The sequence below is a fragment of the Pseudomonas sp. TE3728 genome (assembly GCF_056279145.1).
Genome location: NZ_JBWBQT010000001.1, coordinates 3611759 through 3626742 on the forward strand (window position 1 = coordinate 3611759; position 14984 = coordinate 3626742).

At 60.2% G+C, this 14984-nt stretch carries 11 protein-coding genes; 7 read left to right on the plus strand and 4 right to left on the minus strand.

From position 1 onward, the window contains the following. Positions 1–158 precede the first annotated feature (158 nt). The 6 genes from ACZ89R_RS15645 (at position 159) to yccS (ending at position 9954) form a co-directional block, all read left to right on the plus strand. Positions 159–1601: a TldD/PmbA family protein gene (locus tag ACZ89R_RS15645; RefSeq protein ID WP_429542417.1), complete on the plus strand. Its 1443-nt coding sequence runs from the start codon at positions 159–161 to the stop codon at positions 1599–1601. Beyond that, on the plus strand, positions 1601–2950 hold the full coding sequence (locus ACZ89R_RS15650) for a TldD/PmbA family protein (RefSeq protein ID WP_429545309.1): 1350 nt from the start codon (positions 1601–1603) through the stop codon (positions 2948–2950). The genes ACZ89R_RS15645 and ACZ89R_RS15650 overlap by 1 nt, the downstream gene beginning before the upstream one ends. A gap of 165 nt (positions 2951–3115) precedes the next feature. Further along, a complete protein-coding gene (mdtD, locus tag ACZ89R_RS15655; RefSeq protein WP_429547853.1) occupies positions 3116–4591 on the plus strand; it encodes a multidrug transporter subunit MdtD in 1476 nt (491 codons plus the stop codon). Positions 4592–4822: 231 nt separating this feature from the next. Next, entirely contained in the window at positions 4823–6160 is a 1338-nt protein-coding gene (dbpA, locus tag ACZ89R_RS15660; RefSeq protein ID WP_238542572.1) for an ATP-dependent RNA helicase DbpA, read from the plus strand. A gap of 165 nt (positions 6161–6325) precedes the next feature. Continuing rightward, on the plus strand, positions 6326–7504 hold the full coding sequence (locus ACZ89R_RS15665; protein ID WP_429545308.1) for a BaiN/RdsA family NAD(P)/FAD-dependent oxidoreductase: 1179 nt from the start codon (positions 6326–6328) through the stop codon (positions 7502–7504). Positions 7505–7770: 266 nt separating this feature from the next. Next, complete coding sequence (gene yccS / locus ACZ89R_RS15670) at positions 7771–9954, plus strand: YccS family putative transporter (RefSeq protein WP_429545307.1); 2184 nt, start codon at positions 7771–7773, stop codon at positions 9952–9954. Between the two features lie 145 nt (positions 9955–10099). Here the strand turns inward: yccS and ACZ89R_RS15675 are convergent, their stop codons facing one another. Continuing rightward, positions 10100–10837 carry a substrate-binding periplasmic protein gene (locus ACZ89R_RS15675; protein ID WP_429545306.1) on the minus strand — a complete coding sequence of 246 codons (738 nt, stop codon included), beginning with the start codon at positions 10835–10837 and terminating at the stop codon, positions 10100–10102. Positions 10838–11094: 257 nt separating this feature from the next. Between ACZ89R_RS15675 and ACZ89R_RS15680 the strand changes: the two genes are divergently transcribed. Beyond that, on the plus strand, positions 11095–11547 hold the full coding sequence (locus tag ACZ89R_RS15680) for a GNAT family N-acetyltransferase (protein ID WP_429545305.1): 453 nt from the start codon (positions 11095–11097) through the stop codon (positions 11545–11547). Between the two features lie 109 nt (positions 11548–11656). Here the strand turns inward: ACZ89R_RS15680 and ACZ89R_RS15685 are convergent, their stop codons facing one another. From ACZ89R_RS15685 to ACZ89R_RS15695, 3 genes are all read right to left on the minus strand, one after another. Then, on the minus strand, positions 11657–11953 hold the full coding sequence (locus tag ACZ89R_RS15685) for a winged helix-turn-helix domain-containing protein (protein ID WP_007894945.1): 297 nt from the start codon (positions 11951–11953) through the stop codon (positions 11657–11659). 129 nt (positions 11954–12082) lie between these two features. Then, positions 12083–12574: a M48 metallopeptidase family protein gene (locus tag ACZ89R_RS15690; RefSeq protein WP_429547852.1), complete on the minus strand. Its 492-nt coding sequence runs from the start codon at positions 12572–12574 to the stop codon at positions 12083–12085. 45 nt (positions 12575–12619) lie between these two features. Continuing rightward, positions 12620–14743 (minus strand): putative bifunctional diguanylate cyclase/phosphodiesterase, encoded by a 2124-nt coding sequence (locus ACZ89R_RS15695; RefSeq protein ID WP_429545304.1) that lies wholly within the window; start codon positions 14741–14743, stop codon positions 12620–12622. Positions 14744–14984: the final 241 nt, after the last annotated feature.

Consider the following 14984-nt stretch of genomic DNA (forward strand, 5'->3'; position numbering starts at 1 on the left):
CCAGACAACACATCTCGACCTGACGCATCCTTGCAATCCCTCCCTACACTGCTGCGCCCTTGATCTACCCCCCGCCCAGGCCTAATCTAGCGCCACGCAAACGCTTCACCCCCTCGCAATACCGATGCATCGCAACTCCATGCCAAGGAGGTTCCCGAATGTTCGATTTCCACCCCCAGCTCAAGCAGCGCTTCGCTGCCTTGCGCACGGGCGCTGAATTCTTTTCGCTGCGTTATGTACGCGAGTCTGGCCAGTACCTGTCAGTGCGCAAGAACGTCGCCGAACCGCCGAGTCTGAGCCGTGATGAAGGCGTGATGCTGACCGTTCGGGTCAACGGCGTCGAAGCCTACGCCGCGACCAACGACCTGTCCCAATCCGGCCTTCAGGCCGCACTGGAGAAGGCCGAGCAACAAGCCCGTCGACTCAAACCTCACGCCCTGCTCGACCTGCGCGAGCAAGCCGTCTCCAGCGACCGCGCCGACTACTTATCACCCAATCTCGACCAGCCCTTCCCGTCCCTGAGCGATTGCTACCAGTTGCTCGGCGCCGAATCTGCCGCCGTGCCCAAGGACGAGCGATTGGTGAACTGGCAGGCGAGCATCGGCATCACCAACGTCGAGCAAATCTACCTCAACAGCGCCGGTGCCGAATTGCGTCAGGCCCAGCGTTTCGTCTACCCGAGCATGGACGTCACCGCCTTCGACGGCAGCGACAGCCAGACCCGTAGCCTGGGCCGCGAGAACTTCGGCCAGCAGGGCGGCTTTGATGTGATCAGCCGTTGCGGCCTGATCGGTGCCGGCCCGAAAGTCGCCGATCAGGCGCTGCAATTGCTGCTGGCGCCAAACACCCCGCAAGGCCCCCGCGACTTGCTGCTGATGCCTGACCAAATGATGCTACAGATCCACGAGTCCATCGGTCACCCGCTGGAACTGGACCGCATCCTGGGCGATGAGCGCAATTACGCCGGCACCAGTTTCGTCAAGGCAGAAGACTTCGGCAGCCTGCAATACGGCTCCAAACTGCTCAACGTGACCTTCGACCCGGACATCCCCGAACAGCTCGCCAGCTACGGCCATGACGACGACGGCAGCGCCGCCAGCAAACAATTTCTGATTAAGGAAGGTTTGCTGCTGCGGCCATTGGGCGGTGCGCTGTCGCAATTTCGCGCCGGCATGGATGGCGTTGCCAACAGCCGCGCCTGCGGCTGGAACCGTCCGCCGATCGACCGCATGGCCAACCTCAACATCGAGCCCGGCGATCAGCCGCTGGAACAGCTGATCGGCAACATCGAGCACGGCATTTTGATGAGCACCAACCGTTCGTGGTCCATCGACGATGCGCGCAACAAGTTCCAGTTCGGCTGCGAATGGGGCCAGTTGATCGAAAACGGCGAACTCAAGGGTGTGGTGAAGAATCCGAACTACCGGGCAATTTCCGCACAATTCTGGAAAAGCCTCAGCGCTGTCGGCGATGCCAACACCGTCAAAGTGCTAGGCACGCCGAACTGCGGCAAGGGCGAACCGAACCAAGTGATCCGCGTCGGCCATGCGTCGCCGGCCTGTGTGTTCAGCAATGTGGATGTGTTTGGGGGAGATGCCTGATGAGTACTGCCACGAGCACTTCAAATAGCCAGGCCGAGTCGTTCAAGGACCTGGTCAATTGGCTGCGCGATGCACTGCGCACGCCGGAGCAATTCACCCTCAGCTACGCCGCCGAGTCGTCGGCCTTCGTGCGCTTCAACCATGCCAAAGTCCGTCAAGCCGGGCAGGTGCAGCAGGCGAGTGTCGGGTTCAAACTGATTAACGATGGTCGTCATGCCGATCTGAATATCACGCTGTCGGGCGACCACGAAGTTGATCTTCAGCGTCTGGCCGAAGGCCTGCAACAGTTGCGCGAAACCCTGCCACTGTTGCCTCAGGATCCATACCTGCTGCTTAACCAGAACGACTGGCAGAGCAACAACGTGCAGGAGCATCCGCTGCCGGACACCGAGCAAGTGGTCGCTGAAATCACTCAAGCTGCCGAAGGGCTGGATCTGGTCGGCTTCTATGCCGCCGGGCCGATCAGTCGCGGTTTCGCCAGTTCCTCGGGCGCGTTCGGCTGGCATCAGGCCAACAGCTTCAACTTCGATTTCAGCCTGTTCCATGAAAACGGTCAGGCGGTGAAAGCCAGCTATGCCGGGAACGACTGGAACAGCGAAGGCTTTGCCAGGCGCTTCCAGCAGGCCCGCGAGCAGTTGGCGTTTCTGGGTCGGCCGTTGCGCACGCTGCCGCCCGGCGAATACCGCGCCTACCTGGCGCCGGCAGCGCTGGAAGAAATCATGGGCATGCTGAGCTGGGGCGGGTTTTCGGCCCAGGCGATTGCCAGCAAACAGAGCCCATTGCAGAAGTTCTACGCCAGCGAAGCCTGCTTCAGCCCCAACGTATGGTTGAGTGAGCAGGTCAGCGGTTCCTTGAGCCCGGCGTTTTCCGACGAAGGTTATCCCCGCGATGATCTGGGGTTGATCGCCAAAGGCATGGCCAATGCCCGACTGATCAATTCCCGCAGCGCCGCCGAATACGGCCTCGCTGCCAACGGCGCCAGCAGCCATGAATACCCGACGGCGCTGGTCATGAACGGCGGCGATCTGGAGCAGAAGGACATCCTCAAGCGCCTCGGCACCGGGCTCTACATCAGCAACCTGTGGTACCTGAACTACTCGGACCAACCGGCGGCGCGCCTGACCGGCATGACGCGGTTTGCGACCTTCTGGGTTGAGAACGGCGAGATTCAGGCACCGGTCAGCACCATGCGGTTTGATGACAGCGTCTACAGCCTGCTCGGTTCGCAGCTCGAAGCGTTGACCGAGGAACGTGAATTGCTGCTTTCAGCCAGCACCTACAGTCAGCGGGCGACTGCCTCGGCGTTATTGCCCGGTGCGCTCGTCAGCCGACTGACGTTGACGCTGTAAACACAAAACCTGTGGCGAGGGGGCTTGCCCCCGTTGGGCTGCGAAGTAGCCCCCTGGATCAGCAAACGCGGCTCTATCAGACATACCGCATTCGCCGGATTTACGACTGCTTCGCAGCCGAACGGGGGCAAGCCCCCTCGCCACAAAGGTTTCTCATCTCAATGGATCCCTCACCACAGGGATCGAGCTCGACCAGCCCCCACAAGAGGTCCCATGCCCAACCGCCCACCTCTCGATGCCGTCACCGCCCGCTGGGTACCGTGGGTTGTGGCCATTGCCTTCTTCATGCAGTCCCTCGACGGGACGATCCTCAACACCGCCCTCCCCGCTATGGCCCGGGACTTGGCCGAAGACCCGTTGCGCATGCAGGGCGTCATCATCGCCTACATGCTTACCGTCGCCTTACTGATCCCCGCCTCCGGCTGGATCGCCGATCGCTTCGGCACCCGGAAAATCTTCTTCGGCGCGATCCTCCTGTTCAGCTTCGGCTCATTGCTCTGCGCCTTGTCCAACACGCTGAGCATGCTCATCGGCGCCCGGGTGATTCAGGGCCTCGGTGGCGCGTTGATGCTGCCGGTCGGTCGATTGGTGGTGCTGCGCGCCTATCCGCGCTCGGAACTGGTGCGGATCATGGGGTTCATCACCATTCCCGGCCTGCTCGGCCCGCTGATGGGCCCGACCATGGGCGGCTGGATGGTGCAATACCTGACCTGGCACTGGATCTTCCTGATAAACCTGCCGGTGGGCATCCTCGGTTGCTACGCGGTGTGGAAATTCATCCCTGACCTGCGCGGCAGCGAACGCACGCGCTTTGATAGCCTGGGTTTTTTGCTGTTCGGCGCGGCGATGGTATTGATCACCATCGCCATGGAAGGCCTCGGCGAACTGCACCTGCCGCACTTGCGGGTGATGTTGCTGCTGTTTGGCGGCATGGCGTGTCTGGCGGCGTATTGGCTGCGGGCCGGGCACATCGACAATCCGCTGTTTGCGCCCTCGCTGTTCAAGACCCGGACCTTCGCCGTGGGCATCCTTGGCAACCTGTTCGCTCGCCTCGGCAGCGGCGCCCTGCCCTTTCTGGTGCCGCTGCTGCTGCAAGTGGCGCTGGGTTATTCGCCGTCACAGGCCGGGATGAGCATGCTGCCCCTGGCTGCGGCCGCGATGGTTGCCAAGTCGGTGGCGCGGCCGCTGATCGAACGTTTCGGCTACCGCAGCGTGCTGACCGGCAACACACTGGCGCTGGGGATCATGCTGGCCAGCATGGGCCTGGTCAGCGAGCAGACGCCGTATTGGCTGCTGCTGGCTCAGCTGGCAGTTCTGGGGGCGATCAACTCCTTGCAGTTCACCGCGATGAACACCGTCACCCTGATCGACCTCGACGACGCCAGCGCCAGCAGCGGCAACAGTTTGCTGTCGGTGGTCGCGCAATTGTCCCTGAGCCTCGGTGTGGCCTGCGCCGGCGCCCTGCTCGGCGGCTTCACGGCGGAGATCGGCAATGACGGCGTGGACACGGTTCTGGGCGCGTTCCAGCTGACATTTGTGACGGTCGGAATCATGGCGATGCTGGCTGCAACCATCTTCTCGCAGCTTTCGCCCAAGGATGGCCGACGGATGGTCAGCCGAGAGCACGATATCGAGCACTGACCCGTAGCAGCTGCCGAGGCACGAGGCTACGTTGCGTGTCCGCAGAACCACCCTCGGCGGCCGCTTCGCAGCCCGACGCAGCCTCATGCCTCGGCAGCTGCTACGACTTCTCGTCCGGAAACTTCAGGCGAATGGCCATGAGACTGATACACTGCGCGACATTTTGTTTTGCAGGCCAGTCCCGTGACCACCATCGCCACCGCTTTTAATACTTTGCCGCTGTCCGCCGCCATGCTGGCTAACCTCGACTCCCTCGGTTATGCCCAGATGACGCCGATCCAGGCGCAAAGCTTGCCGGTGATCCTCAAGGGGATGGACCTGATCGCCCAGGCCAAGACCGGCAGCGGCAAAACCGCCGCCTTCGGTATCGGCCTGCTGAACCCGATCAATCCGCGCTTCTTCGGTTGCCAGGCGCTGGTCATTTGCCCGACTCGCGAGCTGGCTGACCAGGTCGCCAAGGAAATCCGTCGTCTGGCCCGCGCCGAAGACAACATCAAGGTCCTGACCCTGTGTGGCGGCGTGTCCTTCGGCCCGCAGATCGGCTCGCTGGAGCATGGCGCGCACATCATCGTCGGCACCCCGGGGCGTATCCAGCAGCACCTGCGCAAGGGTTCGCTGGTGCTCCATGGCCTGAACACGCTGATCCTCGACGAAGCCGACCGCATGCTCGACATGGGTTTCTACGATTCCATCGAAGAAATCATCGCCCAGACCCCGGAGCGCCGCCAGACCCTGCTGTTCTCCGCCACGTACCCGGTGGGCATCAAGCAACTGGCGTCGAAATTCATGCGCACCCCTCAGATCGTGAAGGCCGAGGCGTTCCACGACGATACGCAGATCGAGCAGCGCTTCTACGAGATCTCCCCGGAGGAGCGCATGGACGCGGTGGTCAAAGTCCTCGCGCATTTCCGTCCGGCGTCCTGCGTTGCCTTCTGCTTCACCAAGCAGCAGGTTCAGGAAACCGTTGATCACCTGACCTCCAAAGGCATCTCCGCCGTCGGTCTGCAGGGTGATCTGGAACAGCGTGACCGCGATCAGGTATTGGCCATGTTCGCCAACCGCAGCACTTCGGTGCTGGTTGCCACTGATGTCGCCGCGCGCGGTCTGGACATCGATATGCTGGATATGGTGATCAACGTCGAACTGGCCCGTGATTCGGAAATCCACATCCACCGTGTCGGCCGTACTGGCCGTGCGGGCGAGAAAGGCATCGCGATCAGCCTGGTCGCCCCGTCCGAAGCCCACCGTGCCCAAGCCATCGAGCAACTGCAGAAGTCGCCGTTGAGCTGGGATCAGCTGAGCAACCTCAAGTCCCAGGGTGGCGCACCGCTGCTGCCAGTGATGAGCACGCTGTGCATTGGTGCGGGCCGTAAAGACAAAGTACGTCCGGGCGACATTCTCGGTGCGCTGACCGGCGATGCCGGCATCCCGGGCGCCCAGGTCGGCAAGATTGCAATTTTCGACTTCCAGGCCTATGTGGCCGTGGAACGCGGGATCGCCAAGCAAGCCTTGCAGCGCCTGAACGACGGTAAAATCAAAGGCCGTTCGCTGCGCGTGCGCATTCTGTAAGAACAACGAACATCCCCTGTAGGAGCTGCCGCAGGCTGCGATCTTTTGATCTTGATCTTGATCTCAACAACAAGATCAAGATCAAAAGATCGCAGCCTCGTTTCACTCGACAGCTCCTACACAGCTCCTACACAGCTCCTACAGGTTTCTTTTGAGGACACCGTTTTGCGCTCTACCGAAGTCGTGATTATTGGCGCTGGCGCCGCAGGGTTGATGTGTGCGCTGACCGCCGCCGGGCGCGGGCGCAAAGTGATGTTGCTTGACCATGCGAACAAGGCCGGCAAGAAAATCCTCATGTCGGGCGGTGGCCGCTGCAATTTCACCAACATGTACACCGAACCGGGCAATTTTCTCTCGCAGAACGAGCACTTCTGCAAATCCGCGCTGGCGCGCTACACCCAGTGGGATTTCATCGGTCTGGTGGCCAAACATGGCGTGCCGTACCACGAGAAGAAACTCGGCCAGTTGTTCTGCGATAACAAATCCAGCGACATCCTCCAAATGCTGCTCGAGGAGTGCGATCAGGTCGGCGTCAGCCTGCACCTGGACACCTCGATTCAGACCATCGAGAAGCTGGAAAGCGGTTATCTGCTGGATACCACGCTGGGCCAGGTCACGTGTGAATCCCTGGTGATCGCCACTGGCGGCTTGTCGATTCCGACCCTCGGTGCCACCGGTTTCGGTTATCAAGTGGCCAAACAGTTCGGTCACGACTTACTGCCGACCCGCGCCGGCCTCGTGCCGTTCACCATCACCGATCAGCTCAAGGCGCTTTGCACCGAGCTGTCCGGTACGTCGGTGGACTGCCTGGTGAGCTGCAACGACCAGAGTTTCCGCGAAAACATCCTGTTCACCCACCGAGGCCTCAGCGGACCGGCGATCTTGCAGATTTCGTCGTTCTGGGAATCCGGCGATACGGTGGAAATCAATCTGATGCCGGATCACGACGTGCCGACCTGGCTGCAACAGCAGCAGGCCGAACGTCCCAACAGCGAGTTGAAAACCCTGCTCGGTGAAATCTTCACCAAGAAAATGGCCAACCTGTTGGCGGACAACTGGTTCGTCTCCAAACCGATGAAGCAGTACACCCACGCCGAACTGGCAGACATCGCCGAAAAACTGGCGAGCTGGAAAGTCGTGCCGGCCGGCACTGAAGGCTACCGCACTGCCGAAGTGACCCTGGGCGGCGTTGACACTCGCGAAGTATCGTCCAAGACCATGGAATCGCTGAAAAGCCCGGGCCTGTATTTCATCGGTGAAGTGCTCGACGTTACCGGGCATCTGGGCGGATTCAATTTCCAGTGGGCTTGGGCCTCTGGTTACGCTGCCGCGCAATACGTCTGACCACACCACTCGCTGCAGGCCTGTGTAGGAGCTGTGTAGGAGCTGTCGAGTGAAACGAGGCTGCGATCTTTTGACTTTGCTTTTTAAACGCAAGATCAAAAGATCGCAGCCTTCGACAGCTCCTACAGGGGATTTCATTTCAAGGTGATAAACCCATGTTCGCCAGGGAAGGAACAGATTTTGCTGTCAGATGTGATCGGCGCCATTGCGTCGGCGTCATTAGTGGCTCAATTTAGCGTCATTGCCTCGGAAGGCCTTCGCACTTCATGTCATCGACCACATTTCGGCAGTCTCTGCGCCGCCTCTGGGCGCTGGATAAATTCAGCTACAGCGTGCGGGTATTCATCGCCCTGACCGGCAGCATGGCGCTGTGTTGGTATCAGGATGAAATGGGGCTGCTGATCCCGTTGTTCCTGGGGATCATCGCCAGCGCCCTGGCCGAGACCGACGACAGTTGGCAGGGTCGCCTCAACGCGCTGGCCGTGACGCTGGTGTGTTTCATGGTCGCGGCCCTGTCCGTCGAACTGCTCTTCCCCTACCCCGTCCTTTTTATCATCGCCTTTGCCCTGGCCAGCTTCTGCCTGACCATGCTCGGCGCGCTGGGCGAACGTTATGGCGCGATTGCTTCGGCAACGTTGATTCTGTCGGTCTACACCATGATCGGCGTGGACCAGCGCGGTGGCGCGGTCACTGATTTCTGGCACGAACCGGTGCTGCTGGTGGCCGGTGCGGCCTGGTACGGCTTGCTCTCGGTGCTGTGGCAGGCGCTGTTTTCCAACCAGCCGGTGCAGCAAAGCCTGGCGCGGTTGTTCCGTGAACTGGGTTATTACTTGAAGCTGAAATCGTCGCTGTTCGAACCGATCCGGCAGATGGACGTGCAAGCGCAGCGCCTGGAACTGGCCCAACAGAATGGTCGGGTGGTGGCAGCCCTGAACGCCGCCAAGGAAATCATTCTGCATCGGGTCGGCGACGGTCGGCCGGGGGTGAAAGTCAGCCGTTATCTGAAGCTGTACTTCCTCGCCCAGGACATTCACGAGCGAGCCAGTTCCTCGCACTACCCCTATAACGCGCTGGCCGAAGCGTTCTTCCACAGCGACGTGCTGTTCCGCTGTCAGCGCCTGCTGCGCCAGCAAGGCAAGGCTTGCCGCGCGCTGGCCGAATCGATCCAGATGCGCCAGCCGTTCACCTACGACGCAAGCTTCGCCGAGGCCCTGAGCGACCTGCACGCCTCCCTCGAACACCTTCGTATCCAGAGCAATCCGGCCTGGCGCGGCCTGTTGCGTTCGTTGCGAGCGCTGGCCGCCAATCTCGGTACCCTCGACCGTTTGCTCAGCGACGCCAGCAACCCCGATGCGCTCGCAGACGCCACCGACAGCAGCTTGCTCGACCGTTCGCCACGCAGCCTCAAGGATGTCTGGGTACGTTTGCGCACGCAGCTGACGCCGACGTCCTTGCTGTTCCGCCATGCCCTGCGCCTGCCCCTGGCGTTAAGCATTGGCTATGGCATGGTGCATTTGATCCACCCGTCGCAGGGTTACTGGATCATCCTCACCACGCTGTTTGTCTGTCAGCCGAACTACGGCGCCACTCGCCGCAAACTCGGGCAGCGGATCATCGGCACCGCCATCGGCCTGACCGTGGCCTGGGCGTTGTTCGATCTGTTCCCGAACCCGTTGATCCAGTCTTGCTTCGCGATCGTTGCCGGAGTGGTGTTCTTTACCAATCGCACCACCCGCTACACCTTGGCGACTGCCGCGATCACGCTCATGGTGCTGTTCTGTTTCAACCAGGTGGGCGATGGTTATGGGCTGCTTCTGCCGCGACTGTTCGATACCTTGCTCGGCAGTCTGATCGCCGGGCTCGCGGTATTCCTGTTCCTGCCGGACTGGCAGGGTCGACGCCTGAACAAAGTGCTGGCCAACACCCTCACCTGCAACAGCATTTACCTGCGCCAGATCATGCAGCAATACGCCGCCGGCAAAAGCGACGACCTGGCTTATCGCCTGGCCCGGCGCAACGCGCACAACGCCGACGCCGCATTGTCGACGACGCTGGCCAACATGCTGATGGAGCCGGGGCACTTTCGTAAGGAAGCGGACGTCGGGTTCCGTTTCCTGGTGCTGTCGCACACCTTGCTCAGCTATTTGTCGGGGCTGGGGGCACACCGCGAAACCCAACTGCCAACGGAGGTGCGCGAGCATTTGATCGACGGCGCCGGCGTGAGCCTGGCTGCCAGCCTCGACGAAATCGCCCAAGGCCTGGCGAGCAAACAGCCGATTGCGATTCAGAGTGATGAGGAAGAAGCGCTGGCCAATGGGCTGGAACAAATGCCGGATGAGATCGACGAAGGGCAGCGGTTGGTGCAGACGCAACTGGCGTTGATCTGCCGGCAGCTGGGGCCGTTGCGGACGTTGGCGGCGCATCTCATTAAAGACACTAGCGAAGCCTGAGATTTGTGGTGATTGGGCGGGCCTCATCGCGAGCAGGCTCGCTCCCACATTGGATCTGTGTCAGGCACAGATCAGCGATATACCGCAACCCCTGTGGGAGCGAGCCTGCTCGCGATGAGGCCATCAGCCACACCACAAAACCCGCTCACATCCCATGCTGCTTGAGCAACTTCTCATAACTCCCATCAGCTTTCATCGCCGCAATCTCACGGTCGAACCCGGCAACGATCTGTTCATGCTGCGGGTTCTTCAGGCTCACCAGAATATGCAGGCTGTTCTCGCTCAATGGCTTGGGTAAAAACTCCACGGAATTGCGTACCTTGAATGACTCCCGAGCCAGGTAATACCGGGCGACAAACTCGTCTTCCAGAGTCAGCTTGACCCGGTCGGCCGCGACCATGCGCACGGCCATGGCGAAGCTATGCACGGGGACTTTCTGCAGCGACACATCGTCGTCGAATGCTTGCGAATAGGCATAACCGCGTACTACCGCTATCGGGAAAGTGTGCAGTTGTTGCAGGTTGTTGAATTCGATCGGCGTGTCTTTGCGCTTGAGAAAGCGCACGCGGTTGAGCAGGTACTCGCCGGAAAACTGCCCCAGCTTCGTGCGCTCATCGGTGTACCAGGCGTTGACCAGCACGTCGTAACGCCCCTCGCCTACCCCAAACAAGGCTCGCGCCCACGGCACCTGTTCGAAATCACTGGCATAACCGGCCCGGGCCAGCGCGGTGCTAACGATGTCCGTGGCCAGTCCGCCATTGACCAGCGTGGCGTCGGTAAAGGGCGGCCAGGCATCGGCTACCAGGCGCAGCTTTTGCGCTGCCGCACTCTGTGTCAGCAACAGCAATCCAATCAAAGCAAACGCTCGATGCAATCGCGGCATGCCAGAAAATCCTTAGCGGGCGGGTTGCCCGACGTGTTTTCAGCCAAAACTCCAAGGCCCCTTTAGCGGCGAAACCCAGGTCCTAACATTAGCTTATCGACGACATTGCACAGCGCTGCATCGCAGATTACACAAAGAAGACAATCTCGCGAGAAATGAATGATGGCATTTTGGCCTTTGTCACAGATTTTTTTGCCATAAAGACATCCCGCCTCAGGACGCTTAGTATCGGAGCACGTTGTTCAAGGAATCTGAAGATGACAATCGATTGGGTCTGCAAGCACCACAGCGATCTGGGTAAAGAGCAGCTTTATGCCATTTTGCAGCTGCGCGCCGCGGTGTTCATCGTCGAGCAGAAATGCCTTTATCAGGACATCGACGACCAGGATCTGGAAGGTGACACTTGCCATCTGATGGGCTGGGACGGGGATCGTCTGGTGGCTTACCTGCGCTTGCTCGACCCGGAGTTACAGGGCGGCGATGTGGTAATCGGCCGAGTGATCATTGCTCCCGCTGCACGCGGCACCGGGCTTGGGCATGAGTTGATGAGCCAGGCGTTGAAACAGGCCGCCAAACGCTGGCCCGAAGTGCCCGTCTACCTCTCGGCCCAGGCGCATTTGCAGGGGTATTACGGGCGGTACGGGTTTGTGGTGGTGGGTGAGGAATATCTGGAAGATGACATTCCGCATATCGGGATGCGTCGTTCCTGAGGGCCTCTTCGCGGGCAAGCCTCGCTCCTACAGATTATGTGTCGGCCACTTCCGCCCCTGTAGGAGCGAGGCTTGCCCGCGAAGGCGTCAGCCCTGTCGCCGCAGAAATTCAGGGATACTCCAACACCGCTTTGATCTGCCGCAGATTGCGCTCGATCCACCCCCGATCAATCGCCCCCCACTCGCGAATCCGATAGCGCCCCGCATGGTTGCGCGCGCCTTCTTCCTGCTCGAATTCACAAACGATATCCAGATCCGCCAATGCCGCGATGGTGTCCTGGGCCGTGCGCCGAGGCATGCCGGTGACTTCGGTCAACGCCGGGACGCTGCTGGCCAGCCCGCTGTCGATCAGGTACGCCACGTACAACCGGCGGTAGAAGCTGCTTTTGGTCTTGCTCACGTCCATCCATGCGCTCCTTATTAGAAGGTCAAAAGAAGATCAAAAGATCGCAGCCTTCGGCAGCGCCCACAGGCGCGTAGGAGCTGCCGAAGGCTGCGATCTTTTGATCTTGATCTTGATCTTGATCTTGATCCTTCAGTGCATATCCCGCCACGTCAGGTACACCCGCAAATCGAACTCCACCTGGTGATACCCCGGCAACATGTGTTCGCACAGCTTGTAGAACGCCTTGTTGTGATCCGACTCTTTGAAGTGCGCCAACTCATGCACCACGATCATTTTCAGAAACTCGGAGGGCGCGTCCTTGAACAACGATGCCACGCGAATTTCTTTCTTGGCCTTGAGCTTGCCTCCCTGTACCCGGGAGATCGCGGTATGCAGGCCGAGCGCGCGGTGGGTCAGGTCCAGACGGTTGTCGAATAACACCTTGTCGATCGCCGGGGTATTACGCAGGTATTCCTGCTTAAGGTCCAGGGCATAGGTGTACAGCGCCTTGTCGCTCTGCACCCCGTGCTTTTGCGGATATCGCTGGCTCAGGTAGTCGCCCAGCCGACCTTCGGCGATCAGCTGGCGCACCTGGTCCTGCAACGTAGCGGGATAGGCCTGGAGGTATTTCAACGCGGTCATTGGGGCGGCAACACGAGTCACGAAAAGGCCGCCAGTGTAACGAATTCAACTCGTCAGCGCGCTCCAGTCGAACGGCTCGACAAAGTGACGGGTGTCCTCGGCCATCAACGGCCGCGCGACCAGAAACCCCTGCACATACTGGCAACCGTTGGCTTGCAGCCATTCATATTGCGCCACGGTCTCCACCCCTTCAGCGATGACTAACAGACCGAACTGTTTGCACAAATCGATGACACTGCGCGCCAGCGCTGCATCCCGTTCGGATCCCGGCAACCGGGCGATCAAATGCCGGTCGAGTTTGAGCGTGTCCAGTTCCAGGTCGCGCAAGTGCGCCAGCGAACAAGCCCCGGAACCAAAATCATCCAGCGCCACCCGCACTCCCAAATTGCGCAGCAAACGCAGCTGCTTGCGGGTTTCGTCGGGGTTAAGCATCAAGGCCTCTTCCGTGACCTCGACCTCCAACTGCCGCGCCTTCAAACCATGGCGCTCCAGCACCTGGCGCAGCTCGGTAACCAGATTGGGCAAACCGAATTGCGTGCTGCTCAAACTGACGCCCAGCACCAGATCTTCGGCAAACAAAATTTCCCAGGCTTTTCGCTGTTTGGCCCCACGATGGTAAATCCAGCTGCCCAGGCGACTGATCAACCGCGCCTCTTCCAGCAACGGCAAAAACAGCCCCGGCGGTACATCGCCAACACTCGGATGCTGCCAGCGCAGCAACGCCTCGAACCCGCGAATCTGCCCGTCGGCAATGGCCACCTGAGGCTGGTACACCAGGTTGAAATCACGGTTCTCGATGGCCGTGCGCACGCTCTCTTCGAGCATCAGCCGCGAGCGCGCCCTGCCATTCATTTCGTGATCGTAGAAGCGATATTGCTGACGCCCGGCACGCTTGGCTTCGTACATGGCGATGTCGGACGCGCGCATCAACCCGTCGAGATTAGCCCCACAATCGGGATAAGTGGCGATGCCGATACTGGCGCCCAAGGCGATGTCCATGCCTTCGATCTGCTGACAGATCGACACCCGCTCGATGAGCTTCTCGGCAATCTTTGCCGCATGCTCGGGGAGCTCAAGATCCAGCAGCGCGGTGAACTCATCACCACCCATCCGCGCCAGAATATCGAAGGGCCGCAGACACGCCTTAAGCTGCTCGGACACCCATCGCAGCACCCGGTCGCCAGCATCGTGGCCGAGGGAATCATTGACCCGCTTGAAGCCGTCGAGGTCCAGGTACAACAGCACCCACGTGCTATTGGAGCGTTCGCCGCGCAGCAGCAGGTTTTCAACGGTCTGATAGAAACCCCGGCGATTGAGCAGCCCGGTCAGTGGATCGGTCACCGCCTGAAACTCCAGCTGCTGATGCAGATGGTGCACCACCGACATGTCCAGCACCGTCACCACCATGGCACGTTGTTCGGTGGGCAAAGGCGCGCAGGACAACGCCACCGGCACCTGCTGGCCGGGCGCGGTACGCAGCAACGCATCGTGCAGGCGCAGGGTTTCACCGCGCTTGTAGCCGGCAAACAATTCGGAGTCGGCCCAGATCGGGATGTGCGGCTTTTGCAGGAAATCCAGAAACTCCTTGCCTTGAAGCTCATGCACCGTGGCATTGAGCAAGCGGGACATCGCCGGATTGGCAAAGCGAATCAGCCCATCCTCCCCCACCACCAGAATGCCTTCGGCGGCGTTATCCAGCACCGAGGCATTGAAGGCACGAGCGACTTCCAGGTCATGGGTCAACTGCTGCAAGGCACGGCGATTACGCTGATGCTCGAGCAGGGCCTGGACTTTGGGTTTGAGAATTTGCGGGTCGAACGGTTTGAACAGGTAATCCACCGCGCCACTGGCGTAGCCCTTGATCACGGCGTCCTGGGATTGTTCGTTGGCGGTAAGGAAAATGATCGGCGTGAGGCGGGTTCGCTGACTGCCACGCATCAGGCGCGCCACTTCGAAACCGTCCATACCCGGCATCTGCACGTCCAGCAGTACCAGGTCGACATCGTGTTCGAGCAACAGGCTGAGCGCTTCAAACCCGGAAGCCGCGGTGATGACCTGCCAATCCTGGCGCTGTAACAACGCGCGCATGCTGATCAGGTTTTCGGGGTAATCATCAACAATTAAAAGGATTGAGCTGCCTTCAGCTGGCATAGGTTGTGCGCATTCCATGCTGCATCTCTTGTTCGGGACCTCAGGCCGGCCTCTTGTGAAAACCGGACACATAATGCGACTTCACTCTAGACCTGGATCCACAAAAGCAGAAGCTACCGGTGTGCCATCACTTCAGTAAGTTTCATATAGCCGACTAACGGTCAGTCCTACAGGCCCCGTAAACCGGGAAAGATGGCATTTCGACAGGATGTTGACGTCAACCATCTGCCAAACGGGCATTAACAAACAACCGTTCTAC